The organism is Mycolicibacterium sp. XJ2546, from assembly GCF_053483195.1.
This window is the reverse complement of sequence record NZ_JBEFRW010000002.1, coordinates 309,284-328,211: the sequence shown is the minus strand read 5'-3', so window position 1 is coordinate 328,211 and position 18,928 is coordinate 309,284. Positions and strand designations below refer to the sequence as shown.

Genomic DNA, 18,928 nt, shown 5'->3' with positions numbered 1-18,928 from the left:
GTGGGTCATTGTGGCAGGCTTCCATCCATGGACACTCCCCGGAATGTGTTCACCCCGGCCAAGCTCGGCCCGGTGACACTGCGCAACCGGATTATCAAGGCGGCGACCTTTGAGGCGTGCACACCCAATGCGCTCGTCACCGACGACCTGATCACCTACCACCGGCTGCCTGCCGCCGGCGGCGTCGGCATGACGACGGTGGCGTATCTGGCGGTGGCGCCGGGTGGGCGCACCGAGGGCAGGCAGATCTGGTGGCGCCCCGAGGCGATCTCTGGACTGCGCAGGCTCACCGACGCGATCCACGCCGAGGGTGCGGCGATCAGCGCACAGATCGGTCACGCCGGGCCAGTGGCCGACGCCCGCTCCAACAAGGCGAAGGCCTACGCGCCGGTGCGGTTTTTCAACCCGCTGGCGATGCGGTTCGCGAGGAAGGCCACCCGCGACGACATCGACGACATCATGGCCGCACACGCCAACGCCGCCCGGATGGCGATCGACGCCGGCTTCGATGCGATCGAGATCCACCTCGGCCACAACTACTTCGCCAGCTCCTTCCTCAGCCCGCTGATCAACCGGCGCACCGACGAATTCGGTGGCTCGCTAAAGAACCGGGCCAAGGTGGCGCGCGGCACCGTACTGGCGGTGCGCCGCGCGGTGGAGGCCGCGGGCAACCCGATCGCGGTTACCGCAAAGCTCAACATGTCCGACGGCGTGCGCGGCGGCATCCCGATGGAGGAGTCGTTGCAGACCGCCAAGTGGCTCGAGGAGGACGGCGGCCTCGACGCCATCGAGCTCACCGCGGGCAGTTCCCTGGTCAACCCGATGTATCTGTTCCGCGGCGGCGCCCCCGTCAAGGAGTTCGCCGGCGCGTTCAAACCGCCGCTGCGCTGGGGCATCCGGATGACCGGCAACAAGTTCTTCCGCGAGTACCCCTACCGCGAGACGTATCTGCTGCGCGACGCCAAACAGTTCCGCGCCGAGCTGAAGATGCCGCTGATCCTGCTCGGCGGCATCACCAACCGCGAGTCCATGGACCTGGCGATGGCCGAGGGGTTCGACTTCGTCGCGATGGGACGCGCACTTTTGGCCGAGCCCGATCTGATCAACCGGATCCAGGCCGACGGGGACAAGCACTCCGTGTTCTCGGCGTGTAACCACTGCAACAAGTGCATGGCCACGATCTACAGCCAGACGCACTGTGTGGTGACCGGCTCGCCCGATTACACCGCGGTGCGTACGCCGGGCTGACCGGCTACTACGACGGCGGCTGCACCGCCGCCATCGGCGGCGTCTGGAAGTGCAGCATCGGTTCGTCGCGCACCCAGTCGTCGGTCTTGATGACGAGTTGTTCGGTGGTGACGGTGTAGGTGGCGCCGTCTTTCTGCGCGAAGAACTCGCCGGGCACGGTGGGTTCGGCGACGACGACGAGCACCGCGTCGTCGTTCAGCCGGGCACCGCGGTATTCGTAGTGGCCGTCCGGCACCAGGCAGATCGCGACGAGCGATTGGGCGGTGCGCCCGAAGCTGACCGCCGCGTCCGGCGCGTCACAGCGCACCTTGGTGCCGACGAAGCCGCGGTCGTCGGTGGGATACGACGGCTGCGCCGCGGCTGTCGGGGTAAGCAGCGCCGTCACCAGGCCCACGCCCGCCGCACCGGCGAGGATCAGTGGCGCCCTGGACACCATGCCCAAGTGTGACCACGAACCGCCGGGGATATCAGCACGACTCGCCGTGTGACCGCGACATTTCAGTCGGCAGATATCAGCGCGCGGGCGCAATCGGACACGATGGCCTCCGCGCCGGCCGGTATCGGCCGCCCGGCCCGCAGGTGACGCCGCACGACCGCGTACGGGATGTCGATCACGGCGGCGTTCACCCGGTCGGCGTCGGCGGGCATCGCGGTGAGCAGCCGTCGCAACCCGCGGTGCAGCCGTCGTCGGTGCGCCGTCAGCTCACCGGGCCACTCGGCGGCCCCCAACGCCTCGGCGCCTGCGAGCAGCACATGGGCCTCAGGGCGATGCTCACGGCACCACTGCACGGTGAACCGCGCGCCGGCGACGCAGCGCTGCTGGGAGTCCGACGGGTCGGAGACCGCCGCCAGGAAACCGGACAGGAAGCGTTCCTCGGTGCGCATCCACAGCGCGCCGCACAACGCCGCACGGGTGGCAAACCGGTGATACAGCGAGCCGCTCGGCGCTCCCACCGCCCGTGCGACGGCCGACATCGTCACCGCGGCGGGACCGTCGTCAGCCACCAGTGCCGCGGCGGCGTCGAGGAGTTGATCGACGGTGTATCTGGCGGGCCGGGCCATCGACCCACTATAATAGAGAGATGCCTCTAATTGATCCGGCGGCACCCGCGAGGCGGCTGTACGCCGCGCTGGGCCACGCCGACGGCGAGGCGCTGTTCGCACTGCTCACCGACGACTTCGTCGGCACGGTCAGCACCGGCATGCCGCACGACGTGGGTGGTGAGCACCGCGGTGCGGCCGACATGATCGTCAACGTGTGGGGCCGCATCGCCGCGCACTACGACATGCACGTCGACCCGGCCGAGTTTCTGCCCGTCGACGAGAATCGGGTGGTGGTCACCGGCCGCTACTGGGGTCCGGCCCGCGACGGCGGCACCGCCGTGGACGCGGCTTTCGCCCACATCATCACCACCCGCGGCGATCAGGTGGCGGCCCTGCAGCAGATCACCGACACCGCGCGGTGGCGCATTCCCACGCACTGACCACCCGTTACAGTTGTCGCGATGTCAAATGTCGCCGGCCACCCGGCTCCGCCGAGCTGGGGGTCTCCACCTGCGCTGACGGTCCGGTACGACGGTTCGACCCGCACGTTCGCGCCGGGCAACGACGTCGTCGTCGGCCGCGATCTGCGCGCCGACGTGCGTATCGCCCATCCGCTGATCTCGCGGGCGCACCTGGTGCTGCGGTTCGATCAGGGCCGCTGGGTGGCCATCGACAACGGCAGCCTCAACGGGATGTTCGTCAACAACCGGCGCATTCCCACCGCCGATATCACCGACGGGCTGAACGTCAACATCGGCAACCCCGACGGGCCCCGGCTGACCTTCGAGGTCGGTCGCCACCAGGGCGCCGCGGGCCGCACCCCCACCACGGCACTGCCCGTCGCCACTCAGCGCACCTCCTCGGCACCTCAGCCGGCACCTCAGCCGGCACCGCCGCCGAGCGCGTCGCGGCCCCAACCGAGGTATCCGACGGCGCCGCCGCCCCCGCGCTATCCGACCGGCCCGCAAGCCCATGCCAGCGGCCCGGGCACCTACCCGCCGAGCACCTCGCAACCGGTGCGTCCGGCGCCCACGCCTCAACCGATGTCGTCGCCTTCGCTGGAATCGGCGACGGTGATGGGACCGACGGCGGCGCCGCGCTCCAGCGAGGGCAACCTCGCGACGAGCATGCTGAGGATCCTGCGGCCGGGCAAGCCCGCCGACGCCGGGATGCCCGGCGCCATCAAGATCGGCCGCGCCACCGACAACGACATCGTCGTGCCCGATGTGCTCGCCTCGCGCCACCACGCCACGCTGGTGCCCACTGCGGGCGGCACCGAGATCCGCGACAACCGCAGCATCAACGGCACCTTCGTCAACGGCACCCGGGTCGAGGTGGCGGTGCTGAACGACGGCGACACCGTCACGATCGGCAACATCGACCTGGTGTTCTCGGGTGGCACGCTGGTCCGTCGCACCGAGACCGAGGCGGCCACCCGCACCGGCGGGCTCGAGGTGCACGGCGTCACGTGGACCATCGAGAACAACAAGACGCTGCTGGACAACATCTCGATCGCCGCGCGCCCGGGCACGCTGACGGCGGTGATCGGCCCGTCGGGCGCAGGCAAGTCGACGTTCGCGCGGTTGGTGGCCGGCTACACCCATCCGACGTCGGGCACCGTGACCTTCGAGGGCCACAACATCCACGCCGAGTACGCCTCACTGCGCTCCCGGATCGGCATGGTGCCCCAGGACGACGTGGTGCACGGTCAGCTGACCGTCAACCAGGCGCTGATGTATGCCGCCGAACTGCGGCTGCCGCCCGACACCACCAAGGAAGACCGGGAACAGGTCGTCGCGCAGGTGCTCGAGGAACTCGAGATGACCCGCCACGCCGACACCCGCGTCGACAAGCTGTCGGGCGGGCAGCGCAAGCGCGCCTCGGTGGCGCTCGAACTGCTCACCGGCCCGTCGCTGCTGATCTTGGACGAGCCGACGTCGGGTCTGGACCCGGCGCTGGACCGCCAGGTCATGACCATGCTGCGCCAGCTCGCCGACGCCGGGCGTGTGGTGCTGGTGGTCACTCACTCGCTGACCTACCTCGACGTGTGCGATCAAGTGCTGCTGCTGGCCCCCGGCGGCAAGACGGCGTTCTACGGGCCGCCGAGCCAGATCGGCCCGTCCATGGGCACCACAAACTGGGCCGACATCTTCAGCGCGGTCGCCAACGACCCGGACACCGCCAACCAGAAGTTTCTGGCCCAGCACGGCCCGCCGCCGCCACCGCCGCCGACCGAGCAGCCCTCCGACCTCGGTAACCCGACACGCACCAGCGTGCGGCGCCAGTTCTCGACGATCGCGCGGCGCCAGGTGCGGCTGGTGATCTCGGACCGCGGTTACTTCGCCTTCCTGATGTTGCTGCCGTTCATCATGGGCGTGTTGTCGCTGTCGGTGCCCGGCGATGTCGGCTTCGGGGTGCCCGTCCCGGCGATCGAGGGCGGCGCGGCGCCCAACGAGCCCGGCCAAATCCTGGTCATGCTCAACGTCGGTGCCATCTTCATGGGCACCGCGCTGACGATCCGCGCGCTGATCGGTGAACGCGCGATCTACCGCCGGGAGCAGGCGGTCGGATTGTCAACGACGGCATATCTGTTGGCGAAGATGTTCGTGTTCACAATCTTCGCGGTAGTGCAGTCGGCCATCGTCACCTCGATCGCGATCATCGGTAAGGGTTGGGGCCCAGGCGCGGTGGAGCGCGGCGCGTTGCTTAGCAACCGCAGCGTGGAATTGTTCATCGACATCGCGGTGACCACGGTGGCCGCGGCGATGGTCGGGCTGGCGCTCTCGGCGTTGGCGAAGTCCAACGAACAGATCATGCCCCTGCTGGTGGTGGCGATCATGTCGCAGCTGGTGTTCTCCGGCGGCATGATCCCGGTGACCGACCGCATCGTGCTCGACCAGATGTCGTGGTTCACCCCGGCGCGGTGGGGCTTTGCGGCATCGGCCTCGACGATCGACCTGATTCGGCTGGTGCCCGGGCCGCTGACCCCCGACGACCGGCACTGGCAACATTCGCCCGGCACCTGGCTGTTCGATATGGCCATGCTGGCCGCGATCAGCATCGGGTACGCGTCGTTCGTACGCTGGAAGATCCGGCTGAAAGGCGCCTGATCACCGAAAATCGCACACAACGCGACGACGGTGTTAGCGTGAAACCTTCACATAGCCCGGAAGGTGTACCGAATGCGCTCGACGACGAAACTGGCTTTCGCCTCCGGCGGTCTGGCCATGCTGCTGGCCACGGGTGCGGGCATGGGCGCCGGCCTCGCAGCCGCGCAACCAGACATTGACACGATTGTCTACTCGAATTGCACCTATCCGCAGGTCGTTGCGGCGCTCAACGCCGAATCACCTGCGCTCGCCAGGCAGCTCGAGTCGGCCCCGGCCGCCACCGGCTGGCTGAAGAGCCTGATCGCCGCTCCCCCGGAGACGCGCCGGGCGATGGTCGCGCAGGCGCAGGCCACACCGGGCACCGAGGAGTTCACCCCGGTGGTCATGCGGGTGGCCGCCACCTGCAGCAACTTCTGACCGACGGCGTGCGGCGTCAGCCTTCGCCGCGTGCTGGGGCCAGCCGCTTGAGCGCAAGCCCACCTTCGAAGGGCCGGTAGCCGAACGCCGCGGGCGCGGTATAGCCGGTGTCGCCCAGCGGCGTATGCACCTCGTCGACCGTCGGACCGATCTCGGCGGCCACCGCCGTCAAAGCATCCAGGTCGAACCGGTAGAGCTGCGCGGCATTTCCTGCCAGGATCTTGCGGCAGACGTCTTTGGGCTGGTCGAGCAGCGCCCAGCGGATCGCGAGCTTGGAATGCGGCGCGAACCCCTCCTCGTGCGGGTAGTCACTGCCCCACATGAGGTGTTCTGGGCCGAGGTAACTGATCATCGAGGACTCGAACGGTGTGAGCTCGGCGGCCAGGTAGCAGTTCCGTTTGGCGTAGTCGCTGGGCGCCATGGTGAGTTCGTCGATCGAGGAACCGCCGAACATCCCGTACGTGCGGTTGCCCGCTTGCGATTTCATGCTGGGCACCATTGCGTCGAGCATCATCATCTGGTGCTGCAGCCACAACGTCCCCTGTTCGGTCGCCACGAACCGCAGATCTGGATGACGCTCGAAGACGCCGGCGAGGATGAGATGGGCAACCGTGCGTTGAGCCCACATCGCCATCTCGGTCACCAGCACGGCGTTCGACGCGGGCTGGTCCATCGGCATCACCGGGCTTCCGGCTCCGGCGTGCTGAACCACGGTCAGGTCGAGTTCGGTGCACAGCGCCCACAGCGGCTCGTAGCGGGTGTGAAACAGCGGGGCGACCGACGGGTCCCCTGGTGAGACGGCGGGCACCAGCACGCCGCCGAAGCACTCATGCTCTACGCCCCAACGGATCTCGTCCAGGGCCAGGTCAATGTCGTTGGGGAACACCTGGATCAACCCGCGCCGTCGCGCCGGAGCCAGCGAACAGAAGTCGACCTGCCAGCGGTTGTGGGCTTGCACACCGGCCCAGCGCTTTTCGAACTCCTCGCGGGTGCGCGGCAGGGTGATGGTGATGTTCGGGGTGGTCGGAAAGAACGGCGGCACGGTGTTGGGCAGCAACACTTCAGCGGCCACCCCGTCGGCGTCCATCTCTTCCATCCGCAGGTCGTGGTCCCAGTTGCGCTGCGCGGTGGCGATGACGAGGTCGTCGAACGGGCTCACGTAGGTTTTTGCCCACGCCTCGAAGTCGTCATGAAGCGCCGCGGGCAGATACGGCTGGTAGTCGTACAGGTCGGCGCCCGCGTGGGTGTCGGTCGAGATGACGACGTAGCGGTCGATGGTGTCCCACGTATCAGCCATGCCCCCATCCTTGCGCGCCAGCGCACCGGATGCTCGCGATTCGCGGGTTACCTGGTCAGCCGCCGTGGATGTCCAGGCCGTGCGCGGCGGCGTAGGCCAGCGCTTGTTCGACGTCGATCCTGGCGCCGCGCAATCTGGCCGTTGTCCACAACGTCGGATCAGTACGCGCACCGCGCAGATCCGCCTCCTCGAACCGGGCGTTCTGCACCCGCGCCTCGGACAGGTCGGCACCACGCAGCACGGCCTTGCGCAGATCGGCGTCCACCAGGCCGGTTTCCCGCAGCCGGCAGCCGGAGAGATCGACCCCGCGCAGGTCGCATCCACCCAGCACGGCCAGCGTGAAGTCGACGTCGGCCAGCGTCAGCGGCCGCAACCGGGCATTGGTGAACACGGAACCGAGCATGCTGCATTGCCGAAAGCTGCTGTGATGCAAGGTGGCCCGTTCGAATAAGCAGTTACGGAAGGCCGAGCCGACGTGTTCTGACTCGGTCAGGTTGACACCACGGAAGTCGCACTCGTCGAACACCACCCGCTCCGTCCGTAGCCGGCTCAAGTCCTCGTCACGGAAGTCTTGCCTCGTGAATTCCTCTGCAGTCCAGATGGTCTCGTCGTAGCCCACGATCAGCCGGGCAGCGCGGTGAGGTTCTTGAGCGCATATTCGGTGACGGTGATCAGCGCCGCGCGCGCGGACTGGCGGTCGCGGGCGTCGACGGTGATGACCGGGATGCGCTCCGACAACGCCAGCGCCTTGCGCACCGCTGCTACGGGATACCTTGGGGCCCCGTCGAACTGGTTGACCGCGACCACGAACGGCAGCTTGCGGGCCTCGAAGTAGTCAACCGCGGCGAAGCTGTCGGCCAGCCGCCGCACGTCGACCAGGATGATGGCGCCGATCGCGCCGCGGATCAGGTCGTCCCACATGAACCAGAACCGGCGTTGCCCCGGGGTGCCGAACAGGTACAGCACGAGGTCCTCGGCCAACGTGATCCGGCCGAAGTCCATGGCCACGGTGGTGGTGTTCTTGTCCGGGGTGGCCTCCAGACCGTCGACACCGGCCGACGCGTTGGTGACCAGCGCTTCGGTTCGCAGCGGCATGATCTCGGATACGGCGCCGACGAACGTCGTCTTGCCGGCGCCGAACCCGCCGGAGATGACGATCTTCGTCGACGCCGCAGTTCCCCGCGGCGCGGCGTCGGTGGAGGCGTGGCGCCCCTCAGAGTGCCCTAAGGCCACGCAGCGTCCTTCCTATCAGTTCGCGCCGGTCGGTCAGCGTCGCCGCATCGTCGAGGGTGGTGTGCACCCGCAGGTAACCCTGCGACACCAGGTCACCGATCAGTACCCGGGCCACGCCAAGCGGCAAGGATAGCTGCGCAGCGATCTCGGCCACCGACGGGTGATCGCCGCACAGCCGCACAATCTGCTCCCGCACATCGGTACCCGGCCATCGCACAGGTAACTCGTCGGGCACGGTCTCGATCGGCGCTTCTAGCGGTAGGTAGACGTCGGAATCGGTGCGCCCGGCCGTCAGGATGTAGGGCCGGACGAGGCTCGGCTCGTCGGCGACATCGGGCTCCCAGTCGTCCATCGACCCCTCAGGAGTGCGAAGGTGCTCGCCGGCGTCCCGACTGAACCACCGAACCCACTCGTTCCACCAATATCGCCATCTCGTAACCGATTTGGCCGATATCGCAGTTACGTTTCGCCAGCGTCGCCAGGTTCGAGCCGTCGCCGACCCGCATCAGCAGCAGGTATCCGTTCTCCATCTCGACGACCGACTGCAGCACGTGGCCGCCGTCGAACAACTGCGCCGCACCCGTCGAGAGGCTGGCCAGCCCGGAGGCCACCGCGGCGAGCTGGTCGGCGCGTTCGGTGGGGATGTGCTCGCTGGCCGCGGTCAGTAGCCCGTCGGCGGATACCAGCACGGCGTGCGACACCCCCGACACCTCTCTGGCGAATCGACTGACCAGCCAATCCAGCGACTCGCGTTGGGTCATTCGTCTTCTGTTCCTCTGGTCTCTCGGGCGTGGGACCGGCCGGCGTGCACACCGCCGAAGTGGCTGCTGATGCTCGCTCGGACCGCCTCCGGACTGCGGTGTGGGGATTCGCCGGTGTCGAACTCAGCCGCCGATGCTACTCGGGTGTCGCCGTCGGGCTGTGGCGTCTGCTCGACGGGCTCATCGGCGCCGCCCGGAACCAACCTGGCGCCGGGTTCTCGCACCGGAAGGCCTTCCTCGGTGTGGCGCAACACGGGCGCTTCCTCGGCGGCGGCCGCCGCCGACCAACCGTGGTCCCATACCGTTTCCCAGTTCAGGTCCGTGCTGTTGGCCAGCTCGGTCGGGTCGACGAGCCACTCCGACAACATCTTCTGATAGATCGCGTCATCTGAGCCCGCCGTCGGCGACGGTTCGGGCTCGGGCTCGGCAGGCGCCGCGTCGGCGGCCTGCGCGCGCGCCGCGAAGAACTCCGAGGTATCGGTCGGGCGGGCCGCGCTCGACGGCTGCGGCGCCACCGGTGCGGCCGAGATCCCGCTGGCCCCCGGGTTGCGTTGCGGCAGCAGCGCCACGGGCGCCTCATGGTGGCCGTTGGAGTAGCCGTCGTCGTCGGCGTAGTGGTCTTCGTCGAGCGCCAGCGCGGTCGCGATACCGGCGTGCGCATCGGCGGGCGTGGCGTACTCGGTCAAACTGAACTGGTCGGTTTCCTCGCCCTGCGCCAGCAGCTCGGTGGGGATGTACACACCGGCCGTGGTACCCGAATTCGGTTCGCCCGCAACGGTGCTGCGCAACCGGACCACGAGCCCGTGCTGGGCGGCGAGCCGGCCGACGACGAACAGGCCCATGTGCCGCGCGGTGTACGGGGTGACCTCGCCGCCCGACTGCAGCCGCGTGTTGGCGACCCGCAGATCGGATTCGGTCATGCCCAGCCCGGTATCGCTGACCTCGATGACCAGGCCGCCGTTGGCGGTGTGCACGGCCGAAACCCGCACGGGTGAGGCCGGCGGTGAGTGCCGCAGCGCATTGTCGAGCAGTTCGGCGAGCAGGTGCACGATGTCACCTGCGACGGCGCCGACGATCTCGCTGTCGGGCACGGTCGCGGTGACCACCCTGGTGTAGTCTTCGACCTCCGATGCGGCGGCGTTGATCAACGCCGCGACCGGCACCGGCTCAGCCTGCTCGCGCGGCACCCTGGCACCGGCCAGCACCAGCAAGTTGGCGCCGTTGCGACGCATACGCGCGGCGAGGTGATCGAGCCGGAAGAGGCTTTCGAGCCGGTCGGGGTCCTCTTCGTTGCGTTCCAGGCGGTCGATCAACGCGAGTTGCTGGTCGACCAGCGACCGGCTGCGCCGCGACAGCGTCTCGAACATGTCGCCGACCTGCAGCTGCAGCCGGGACTGCTCGCTGGCCAACAGCAGCGCCTGCTCGTGCAGCTCGTCCACGGCGTGCGCGACCTGTCCGACCTCCTCGGAGGTGTGCACCGGGATCGGGTTGACCGGCGGGGCGTCCCCGCCCGCGCGGACGTGTTCGAGCTCGCGGGTGAGGTCCTCGTGGGCCACCTTGAGCGCGCTGTCACGCAGGCGACGCAGCGGCCGCACCAGCGACCGGGCCACCGCGATGACGACGATCAGCGCCAGCAGAATCACGACCGCGACCACCACCGCATCGCGGATCAGTGCGCTACGCGCCGCCGCGGCCTTCTCCTCGACCGCGGTGGCCACCGAGTCGGTGGTGCGCGCGATGATCTGGCGGGCGATGTCGTCGGTGGCGTCCACCGACGCCGACAACTCGGGGTTGTTGACCAGCGGCACGGCGGGGTCCGTCATCAGGGCCATCCGCTTGACGAACTCGGCCTGCAACTTCTGGGCGTCGGGTGACGCCACGCCGAGCACCTGGCTCATGCCGAACAAGGTCGACGGCTCGGTGCCGGCCAGCGCGATCATCGCGGTGCGCAGCTCGGGCTCCGGCAGCTCACCGCCGCGGGCGATGGCGAGTTCCTGCATCATCATTTGGCCTCGGGCACCGATCGCCCGCGACAGCCCGACCGTCTCGGCGCGGATGCGTTCGTCATCGACGCGGACCGAGCCGGTGACCGCGTCCTCGGCAGGCAGCAACAGCAAGGCGTACGCCGCGATGGTGTCGCGCAGCCCGATGCTGTTGGAGGTGGCCTTGTCCATCAACGCCTGACCGTCGTCGATAAGGGTCTGCACGCCGTCGCGGACGTCGGGCGCGACGTCGGTCTCGGCCAACTGCCCCTCCAGCCGCTGGCGGCTGCCGTCGAACTCCGAAAGCGCCGCCTGGGTGTCACCGCCGGTCGAACCCACCAGCATCGCGTTCTCCAGCGACGCCATGTAGTTCTCCACGGCGACCACCATGTCGACGCGGTCGGAGGCCAGCCGCAGGTCAGCAGCCTGTGTCGCGCTGCTGTAGATGCGCAGCCCGCCGAACGTCGCCGCCACCACCAGCGGCACCAACACGATCGCAAGCACCTTCCAGCGGACCGGCCAATTGGCCGGCGACCAGCGTGACGGCCTCTTGATGGGCGGCCCTGCCGTGCCGTCGGCGCTCATCGACGCGTTGTAGTTCATATGACTTTCCTGCTGACTTGCCCAGGCAAGGGCGGGCGTTGTACGCCTGGCAACTGGTCGAGTATGACAGCGATGCGCTGCGGTTTCCACAATTCTTACTGAACAGACAGAGTTGTGGCTCGGAGTGTTCACGCTCCTCGTGGTATGCGAGCAAATGGCTCGAAACTGAAGTCGTGCAGGAAAATTCGCCGATTCTCCTGCACGAGTTCAGTTTCGGCGCTCAGATGTATGAAATGTTCCGGCTGCTGTTCTTGACCCCGCGCATCGCACCGAACACCGGCAACGCGATCCGGATGGTGGCGGCCACCGGGTCCGAACTGCATCTGGTGGAGCCGCTGGGGTTCGACCTGTCCGAACCGAAGCTGCGACGTGCGGGTCTGGACTACCACGATCTGGCATCGGTCACCGTGCACCGCGACCTGACCGCGGCCTGGGCCGCGCTGATGCCTGCGCGGGTGTTCGCCTTCACCGCGCACGCCGCGACGTCGTTCACCGACGTGTCCTATCGGCCGACGGATGTGTTGATGTTCGGGCCCGAGCCCAGTGGCCTGGACGCCGCGACGCTGGCAGATGCGCACATCACCGCCCAGGTGCGCATCCCGATGCTGGCTGGGCGACGGTCGCTGAACCTGTCGAACGCCGCCGCAGTCGCCAACTACGAGGCGTGGCGCCAACACGGGTTCGCCGGCGCCGACTGATCACCACCCGTCGAAGTGGACGACCTGCTCAACCGGAAGTCGCTTGGCCGGGCGGAAATCGGTGCCCTTGGTGTAGGCGATCGGAAACAGCCCACCTTGGCTGTACTTGTCGAAGGGAATGCCGAGCACCTCGGCGGCCTGCTTCTCCCCGTCGCCGACGAGATGCAACGTGGTGTACGCCGAGCCCAGCCCGCGCGAGCGCAACGCCAGCATGTAGCTCCAGACCGCAGGCAGCAGAGACCCCCAGAAGCCGGCGCTGACACCGGCGGGTGCGCCATCGGGTCGGCCATCCAGGCACGGCACCAAAAGCCATGGCGCCTTGTGCATGTGCTCGGCCAGGTAACTGGCCGACGACACCACGCGCTCGCGCTGCGCAGCACGGCTGTCACCGTCGGCGTACTCCGTTGGGGTCTGGTTGCGGTACCACGTGAAGTTGGTGCGGTAGATCTCGGCGAGCGCCCTCTTCTGCTGTTCGTCCTCGACGAAAACCCATTGCCAGCCCTGCGCGTTGGAGCCCGTCGGCGCCTGAAGGGCCAGCTCCAGGCACTCCAGCAGCACCTCGCGCGGCACCGGTTTGTCGAAGTCGAGACGCTTGCGCACCGAGCGGGTCGTGGTCACGACGTCGTCGAAGGAAAGGTTGAGACTTTCGTGGGCCGTCACCTGGCTGACATTACATTCGACGCCATTGCAGTCGGATTACGCGAGCGGACACCTACCGCGAGTTCGCCACCAGGATCGGCTTCCACCGATGAATTTCTCGCGACCTGTAGCACCTGGTTGAAGATCAGCATCGAGAAGGTATGGCCGACTCCGACCGGCGGCTGATCTTGAATTAGGTATTCGCTCGCTATCACGCCGGATCGGCGAGAAAGCTCACATACCTCGATCGAATGGCGTTACTGAATTCGCCAGACGCGACGAGTTGCGCAACTTCTACTTGCGGTCCATGGCCAGCGTTCGCAGCAGAAGCGTGTTCGACCAGCAGATTAGGCGTGATTGAGCAGGACAATCGGCATAACAGCGCTTACGGCCAGCCCTTTGCTAAAGCGTCAATTTCGCGCGGATTTGCCAATCACAGCAAAGTCGCGCCGCTTGTTTTATAACTGTACTTATGGATAGTTAGAGCACATGGGGGATTAATTTTCGATTTTGCATACAAACAACTTGGCTAATGCGTTAATTTCTTGATCAAGACGTCACCGTGACTCGTGATCGGGACTGAGGGGGGTAATCGATGAGAGGTCTACGTACCTGGCTGCAAGCCGGTGCCGTTGCGACCGTGATCGCGATGGTTCCGTTGGCGGTCATGCTCACCGCGGCGCCGACCGTGCAGAAACCGCGTATCGACCGGATGGCGCTCGACTACGTGCTGACGGCGGGCATCGTGGAGTCCGGCACGACGGTCGGTATCGCCGACTCGGACCTGTGGGCGCTGTCGACGCCGGACGGCAAGCTCGACACCGCCGCGGTCAACCGGCACCTGGACGAGATGCAGGCGCTCGGCGTGAACACCGTGCGCGTCGTGCTGCCGTGGCGTGGCAACGAACCGTTCCGGCCGGGAACGTTTCCGCCGGGGGTTGAGGAGGCCGCCTGGGCCAGAAGCGACTACATCATCAACGCCGCAGCCGACCGCGACATGGCGATCGTCGCGGTGCTCGCCCACGGACCGGACTGGGCCGGGGTCGACCCGAACACCGACTGGTCGCTGATCGGGTTCGAAGAACCGCCGCAGCCGGATCTATTCGGGGAGTACGCCGGCCGGGTCGCAACCCGCTACGGCGAGAAGATCGCGGCATACGAGATCTGGAATGAACCGAACTACGTGCGGGCATGGGCGCCGACGATCGATCCGGCCGCCTACACCGAGATGTTGCAGGCCGCCTACACCGCGATCAAGGACGCCAATGGCGACGACCCGGACGATCCGCTCGTCGTGGCCGGTGTGCTGGGCGCCGTGATCAGCAGTCCCGTCACGTTGGATCCGGTGACGTTCGTCGAGACGATGTACGCCAGCGGAGCCAAGGGCTACTTCGATGCCCTGTCGTTCCATCCGTACCACTACACGCTGAAGTTCTCCGAAGGCGTCAAGAACGACTTCTGGCGCGCCCCACTCGAGCAGGTGATCGAGATCAGGCAGCTGATGCTCGACAACGGCGATGAGGCGCTGAAGATCTGGGCCACCGAGTACGGTCTGCCGACCTTCGGCGACAACGCGGTGACCGAAGAGCACCAGGCCGAGTTCATCGAGGACTTCCTCAACGCATGGAAGGACCTCAAGGACGCCGACGGCACCTCCTATACGGGTCCGTCGTTCATCTACACGTTGCGCGACCGCCTGGTCGGCGGCGTGCTGACGCCGAACACCTCACTGGGCATCTTCAACGTCGACTGGACGGCGAAGCTGGCCGCGCAGGTGATCAAGGACTTCATCGAGGAGAACCAGGAGCCGGAGGAACCGGAAGAACCGGAGGAGCCCGTCGATCCGGGTGTTCCGAACATCGGCGAGCAGGTTGCTCAAGCGCTGCAGGCGTTCTTTCAGGTGATCGCCAACGCGGTACAGGGTTTCATCAACGCCGTTTCCACGTTCGTTAACTCGGTTGCCCAGGCGATCGCGAACATCTTCCGGCCCACCGCCGCCGCTGAGACGTCGCTGCCGGCGGACGTGCAAAACGAGGTCGCAGCGGGCGTCGACTCGGCTGCCATGTCCTTTCGGACTTCGTCGACCGCTGACGAAGACGCTGATGAGTCGGAAAACTCGACCGCACAGACGGTTTCGTCCGACGACGCCGCCGAGGACACGTCGACCGAGCCGGCCGAGACCGAGGAAGCGACCACGGCCGAAGATGTGGTCACCGAGGAGGAGACGGAGACCACGGAGGAGCAGGTCCCCGCTGACGACCCCGAGACCGTCGACCCCGACGTCGAGACCGAAGAGGTCGACGAGACCGACGAGGTCGAGACCGACGCACAGGTCGAGACGGACGAGGACGCAGCCGAAGAGGCGGTCGAGGACGACTCGCGTGAACCGGTGCGCACCGGTTTGGTGGCCAAGCCCGGGCAGGTGGGGCCGGACGGCTCTGACGACACGGACTCCGATGATTCGGAGGATGCCGACGATTCGGTGGGGGCCGATAACACGGGCGACGACGACGGCTCTTCGAGGGGTGGGCCGGAGTCGGGATCGGAGGCGGGCTAGCGAAAATCGCGGCTTCGCGAGCCGACCGCCATCGTGAGCTGGCCCATCCGGTCGGCGACGACGGTGACTGCGCCGGTGGCGTTCTGCACCTGCCCACGAATCAGCAGGGCGGCAGCCGTCTGCGCCAGCTTGCGGTGGCGTGCCCAAACCCCTGGCGAGCACAGGATGTTGACCATCCCTGTCTCGTCCTCGAGGTTGAGAAAGGTGACTCCCTGCGCCGTCGCGGGCCGCTGGCGATGCGTCACTGCCCCGGCCACCAGCACCCGGGTACCGTCGGGAACCTCCAACAACCTGTCCGCCGCAACGACGCCGAGCGCGTCGAGATCCTCGCGCAGGAACTGGGTGGGAAAGCTGTCGGGTGAGACGCCGGTGGCCCATACATCGGCGGCGGCCAGTTCCAGTTCGGTCATACCGGGCAGCGCGGGGGTGGCCAACGACGAACCCACTCCGGGCAGCCGGTCGGGACGTTCTCTGGCGGCGGCACCGGCCGCCCACAGTCCTTCGCGCCGCGTGATACCGAAGCAACCCAGCGCACCGGCGGTGGCCAACGCCTCGGTCTGCGGAACCGATAGCTGCACCCGCTGGGTCAGATCAAGCAGGGACGCGAAGGCCCCGTTGGCCTTTCGTTCGTCGACCATCCGCCCGGCCAGCTCGTCGCCGATGTGGCGGACGGCGCCCAGGCCGAGCCGCACCTCGGTGCCGCGGTTCTCCAGCGTGGCGTGCGCGAGGCTGGCGTTGACGTCCGGGCCGTGCACGGCGACCCCGTGTCTGCGGGCATCGGCGACCAGGGACTGCGGTGAGTAGAAGCCCATCGGCTGCGCCCGTAGCAGGGCGGCGCAGAACGCCGCCGGGTGGTGCAGTTTGAACCACGACGAATAGAACACCAGCGATGCGAACGACAGCGAATGGCTTTCCGGGAAGCCGAAGTTGGCGAAGGCTTCCAGCTTCTCGTAGATCCGGTCGGCCACGTCGCCGGTGATGCCGTGGCGTTGGCGCATCCCGTCGTAGAACCTGTCCCGCAGCCGGCGCATCCGCTCCGAGGAGCGTTTGGACCCCATCGCCCGGCGCAGCTGATCGGCTTCGGCCGCGGAGAACCCCGCGCAGTCCACTGCCAGCTGCATGAGCTGTTCCTGAAACAGCGGAACGCCCAACGTCTTTCGCAGCGCGGGTTCCATCGACGGATGCTCATAGGTGACCGGCTCGACACCGTTGCGTCGCTTGATGTACGGGTGCACCGAGCCGCCCTGGATCGGGCCGGGGCGGATCAGCGCCACCTCGACCACCAGGTCGTAGAACACCCGCGGCTTCAGCCGAGGCAACGTGGCCATCTGTGCCCGCGACTCGACCTGGAACACCCCGACCGAATCCGCGCGTTGCAGCATCTCGTAGACCGCCGGCTCCGACAGGTCCAGGCGCGCCAGGTCCACCTCGATGCCCTTGTGCTCGCGCACCAGGTCGATGCAGTAGTGCAGCGCAGACAGCATTCCCAGCCCCAGCAGGTCGAACTTCACCAAACCGATGGCCGCACAGTCGTCTTTGTCCCATTGCAGGACACTGCGGTTTGCCATCCGCGCCCACTCCACCGGGCACACGTCGGCGATCGGTCGGTCACAGATCACCATGCCGCCGGAGTGGATGCCCATGTGCCGCGGCAGGTTGGAGATCTGCGTCGCCAGATCGATCACCGGCTGGGGAATATCCTCGACATCGGGTGGGTCGGCCGCTGTGTTCGATTGCCGCTCCCGCGGCGGGTTCCACCGGCTGATCTGCTTGCTCCAGGCGTCCTGTTGGCCCTGGGAGAACCCGAGTGCACGCGCCATGTCGCGCACCGCGCTGCGGCCGCGGTAGGTGATGACGTTGGCCACCTGGGCGGCGTAGTCACGACCGTAGCGGTCGTAGACGTACTGGATCGCCTTCTCCCGCAGATCCGATTCGATGTCGATGTCGATATCGGGCGGACCGTCACGTGCCGGGGACAGGAACCGTTCGAACAACAACTCGTTGGCGACGGGGTCGACGTTGGTGACCCCGAGCGCGTAGCAGACCGCCGAGTTGGCCGCCGACCCCCGGCCTTGCGCCAGGATGTTGTTCTGGCGGCAGAACCGGGTGATGTCGTGCACCACCAGGAAATAGCCCGGGAACTTCAGCTGCGCAATGGTTTTCAGTTCGTGCTCGATCTGGGCGTATGCCCGTGGCGCCCGCTCCGGCGGGCCGTACCGGTTGCGCGCACCGGCCATCACCAGATGCCGCAGCCAGCTGTCCTCGGTGTGTCCGTGCGGCACGTCGAACGGTGGCAGCTGCGGGGCGATCAGCGCCAGCTCGAACGCGCACTGCTCGCCGAGGTCGGCCGCCGCCGTTACCGCTTCCGGGCAGCCCGCGAACAGCCGGGCCATCTCCTGCCCCGACCGCAGATGCGAACCGCCCAGCGGGGCAAGGTAACCGGCGGCCTCATCCAGCGAGTGGCGGGCCCGGATCGCGCCCATCGCCATGGCCAGCCGGCCGCGTGACGGTTCGGCGAAGTGCGCGCCGGTGGTGGCGACGACATCCAGACCGAAGCGCGGCGCCAGCTCGGCCAGCATCGCGTTGCGTTCGTCGTCGACGGGATCTCCATGATGGGTGAGTTCGACGCTGACCCGCCTCTGCCCGAACCGGTCCACCAGATCGGCAAGCGCATCGGCCGCCGCCTCCGGGCCGCCCGCGCCAAGGGCCTGGCGCACGTGCCCTTTACGGCATCCGGTGAGGATGTGCCAGTGCCCGCCGGCCGCTTCGGTCAGCGCGTCGTAGTCGTAGCGCAGCTTGCCCTTCTCCCCTCCGGCCAGATGCGCCTTGGCGAGTTCACGCGACAACCGCCGGTAGCCTTCCGGGCCGCGGGCCAGCACCAGCAGATGCGGCCCCGGCGGATCGGGATCCTCGGTGCGGTTGCCTCCTCCGATTGAGAGTTCGGCGCCGAACACCGTCGACATATCCAGTTCCCTGGCGGCCTCGGCGAAGCGCACCACGCCGTACAGCCCGTCGTGGTCGGTCAGCGCGATCGCGCGCAGGTCCAGCCGGACGGCCTCTTCGACGAGCTCCTCCGGGGTGCTGGCGCCGTCGAGAAAGCTGTACGCCGAATGGGCGTGCAGCTCGGCATACGGCGTCGAGGTGGCGGGCCGGGCGACGTCGGCCGCCTGGTAGGCCGCGCGCTTGCGCGACCAGGCGGGGCTGTCGCCGCCGTCGCCGACCTGCTCGTCATGGCGATACTCCCCGCTCGCGGGGGAAGGCCAGCCAGAACGGCGCGGTTTGCCCTCCAGCACCCGCTGCATTTCGGTCCAGCTCGGCGGTCCGGTATGCCAACCCACC

16 protein-coding genes are annotated in these 18,928 nt (G+C 67.6%); 6 read left to right on the top strand and 10 right to left on the bottom strand.

The genetic code is table 11. From position 1 onward, the window contains the following. The first annotated feature begins 27 nt into the window (after window positions 1-27). A complete protein-coding gene (locus ABQE44_RS05100; protein WP_448392961.1) occupies window positions 28-1,248 on the top strand; it encodes an NADH:flavin oxidoreductase in 1,221 nt (406 codons plus the stop codon). A 7-nt stretch (window positions 1,249-1,255) separates the two neighbouring features. Here ABQE44_RS05100 and ABQE44_RS05095 read toward each other — a convergent pair whose 3' ends face one another. After that, on the bottom strand, window positions 1,256-1,684 hold the full coding sequence (locus ABQE44_RS05095; RefSeq protein ID WP_448428587.1) for a hypothetical protein: 429 nt from the start codon (window positions 1,682-1,684) through the stop codon (window positions 1,256-1,258). A gap of 62 nt (window positions 1,685-1,746) precedes the next feature. Next, the gene (locus ABQE44_RS05090) at window positions 1,747-2,310 is read right to left on the bottom strand and encodes a TetR/AcrR family transcriptional regulator (RefSeq protein ID WP_448392959.1); all 564 of its coding nucleotides are present in this window, start codon (window positions 2,308-2,310) and stop codon (window positions 1,747-1,749) included. Window positions 2,311-2,330: 20 nt separating this feature from the next. On the opposite strand from ABQE44_RS05090, the gene ABQE44_RS05085 reads away from it, so the two are divergent. The 3 genes from ABQE44_RS05085 (at window position 2,331) to ABQE44_RS05075 (ending at window position 5,819) form a co-directional block, all read left to right on the top strand. Further along, window positions 2,331-2,732 (top strand): nuclear transport factor 2 family protein, encoded by a 402-nt coding sequence (locus ABQE44_RS05085; protein WP_448392958.1) that lies wholly within the window; start codon window positions 2,331-2,333, stop codon window positions 2,730-2,732. Between the two features lie 21 nt (window positions 2,733-2,753). After that, window positions 2,754-5,402: an FHA domain-containing protein gene (locus tag ABQE44_RS05080; RefSeq protein ID WP_448392957.1), complete on the top strand. Its 2,649-nt coding sequence runs from the start codon at window positions 2,754-2,756 to the stop codon at window positions 5,400-5,402. 72 nt (window positions 5,403-5,474) lie between these two features. Beyond that, on the top strand, window positions 5,475-5,819 hold the full coding sequence (locus ABQE44_RS05075; RefSeq protein ID WP_448392956.1) for a hemophore-related protein: 345 nt from the start codon (window positions 5,475-5,477) through the stop codon (window positions 5,817-5,819). A gap of 16 nt (window positions 5,820-5,835) precedes the next feature. Here the strand turns inward: ABQE44_RS05075 and ABQE44_RS05070 are convergent, their stop codons facing one another. The 6 genes from ABQE44_RS05070 to ABQE44_RS05045 are packed head-to-tail and all read right to left on the bottom strand — an operon-like array spanning window position 5,836 to window position 11,695. Then, the gene (locus ABQE44_RS05070) at window positions 5,836-7,116 is read right to left on the bottom strand and encodes an amidohydrolase family protein (RefSeq protein WP_448428585.1); all 1,281 of its coding nucleotides are present in this window, start codon (window positions 7,114-7,116) and stop codon (window positions 5,836-5,838) included. 55 nt (window positions 7,117-7,171) lie between these two features. Continuing rightward, a complete protein-coding gene (locus ABQE44_RS05065) occupies window positions 7,172-7,735 on the bottom strand; it encodes a pentapeptide repeat-containing protein (RefSeq protein WP_448392954.1) in 564 nt (187 codons plus the stop codon). A 2-nt stretch (window positions 7,736-7,737) separates the two neighbouring features. Then, window positions 7,738-8,349, bottom strand: coding sequence for a GTP-binding protein (locus tag ABQE44_RS05060; protein ID WP_448392953.1), 612 nt, complete (start codon window positions 8,347-8,349; stop codon window positions 7,738-7,740). Beyond that, window positions 8,330-8,701, bottom strand: coding sequence for a DUF742 domain-containing protein (locus tag ABQE44_RS05055; protein ID WP_448392952.1), 372 nt, complete (start codon window positions 8,699-8,701; stop codon window positions 8,330-8,332). The genes ABQE44_RS05060 and ABQE44_RS05055 overlap by 20 nt, the downstream gene beginning before the upstream one ends. Window positions 8,702-8,708: 7 nt before the next feature. Continuing rightward, the gene (locus ABQE44_RS05050) at window positions 8,709-9,110 is read right to left on the bottom strand and encodes a serine protease inhibitor (RefSeq protein ID WP_448392951.1); all 402 of its coding nucleotides are present in this window, start codon (window positions 9,108-9,110) and stop codon (window positions 8,709-8,711) included. Further along, window positions 9,107-11,695, bottom strand: coding sequence for a HAMP domain-containing sensor histidine kinase (locus ABQE44_RS05045; RefSeq protein ID WP_448428583.1), 2,589 nt, complete (start codon window positions 11,693-11,695; stop codon window positions 9,107-9,109). The genes ABQE44_RS05050 and ABQE44_RS05045 overlap by 4 nt, the downstream gene beginning before the upstream one ends. 233 nt (window positions 11,696-11,928) lie before the next feature. Here ABQE44_RS05045 and ABQE44_RS05040 point away from each other — a divergent pair, with 233 nt between their 5' ends. Further along, the gene (locus ABQE44_RS05040) at window positions 11,929-12,393 is read left to right on the top strand and encodes a tRNA (cytidine(34)-2'-O)-methyltransferase (RefSeq protein WP_448428791.1); all 465 of its coding nucleotides are present in this window, start codon (window positions 11,929-11,931) and stop codon (window positions 12,391-12,393) included. On the opposite strand, the gene ABQE44_RS05035 is transcribed toward ABQE44_RS05040, so the two are convergent. Further along, window positions 12,394-13,053: a nitroreductase family protein gene (locus tag ABQE44_RS05035; protein WP_448392949.1), complete on the bottom strand. Its 660-nt coding sequence runs from the start codon at window positions 13,051-13,053 to the stop codon at window positions 12,394-12,396. Window positions 13,054-13,627: 574 nt separating this feature from the next. Between ABQE44_RS05035 and ABQE44_RS05030 the strand changes: the two genes are divergently transcribed. Then, complete coding sequence (locus ABQE44_RS05030; RefSeq protein WP_448428581.1) at window positions 13,628-15,589, top strand: cellulase family glycosylhydrolase; 1,962 nt, start codon at window positions 13,628-13,630, stop codon at window positions 15,587-15,589. Here the strand turns inward: ABQE44_RS05030 and ABQE44_RS05025 are convergent. Further along, window positions 15,586-18,927: an error-prone DNA polymerase gene (locus ABQE44_RS05025; RefSeq protein ID WP_448392947.1), complete on the bottom strand. Its 3,342-nt coding sequence runs from the start codon at window positions 18,925-18,927 to the stop codon at window positions 15,586-15,588. The genes ABQE44_RS05030 and ABQE44_RS05025 overlap by 4 nt on opposite strands. Window position 18,928 lies beyond the last annotated feature (1 nt).

What these genes read in the sequence shown, in the direction of transcription:
- ABQE44_RS05100 (WP_448392961.1), top strand. Translation starts at nt 28, where the DNA reads ATGGACACTCCCCGGAATGTGTTCACCCCGGCCAAGCTCGGCCCGGTG.
- ABQE44_RS05095 (WP_448428587.1), bottom strand. Translation starts at nt 1,684, where the DNA reads ATGGTGTCCAGGGCGCCACTGATCCTCGCCGGTGCGGCGGGCGTGGGC.
- ABQE44_RS05090 (WP_448392959.1), bottom strand. Translation starts at nt 2,310, where the DNA reads ATGGCCCGGCCCGCCAGATACACCGTCGATCAACTCCTCGACGCCGCC.
- ABQE44_RS05085 (WP_448392958.1), top strand. Translation starts at nt 2,331, where the DNA reads ATGCCTCTAATTGATCCGGCGGCACCCGCGAGGCGGCTGTACGCCGCG.
- ABQE44_RS05080 (WP_448392957.1), top strand. Translation starts at nt 2,754, where the DNA reads ATGTCAAATGTCGCCGGCCACCCGGCTCCGCCGAGCTGGGGGTCTCCA.
- ABQE44_RS05075 (WP_448392956.1), top strand. Translation starts at nt 5,475, where the DNA reads ATGCGCTCGACGACGAAACTGGCTTTCGCCTCCGGCGGTCTGGCCATG.
- ABQE44_RS05070 (WP_448428585.1), bottom strand. Translation starts at nt 7,116, where the DNA reads ATGGCTGATACGTGGGACACCATCGACCGCTACGTCGTCATCTCGACC.
- ABQE44_RS05055 (WP_448392952.1), bottom strand. Translation starts at nt 8,701, where the DNA reads ATGGACGACTGGGAGCCCGATGTCGCCGACGAGCCGAGCCTCGTCCGG.
- ABQE44_RS05050 (WP_448392951.1), bottom strand. Translation starts at nt 9,110, where the DNA reads ATGACCCAACGCGAGTCGCTGGATTGGCTGGTCAGTCGATTCGCCAGA.
- ABQE44_RS05045 (WP_448428583.1), bottom strand. Translation starts at nt 11,695, where the DNA reads ATGAACTACAACGCGTCGATGAGCGCCGACGGCACGGCAGGGCCGCCC.
- ABQE44_RS05040 (WP_448428791.1), top strand. Translation starts at nt 11,929, where the DNA reads ATGTTCCGGCTGCTGTTCTTGACCCCGCGCATCGCACCGAACACCGGC.
- ABQE44_RS05030 (WP_448428581.1), top strand. Translation starts at nt 13,628, where the DNA reads ATGAGAGGTCTACGTACCTGGCTGCAAGCCGGTGCCGTTGCGACCGTG.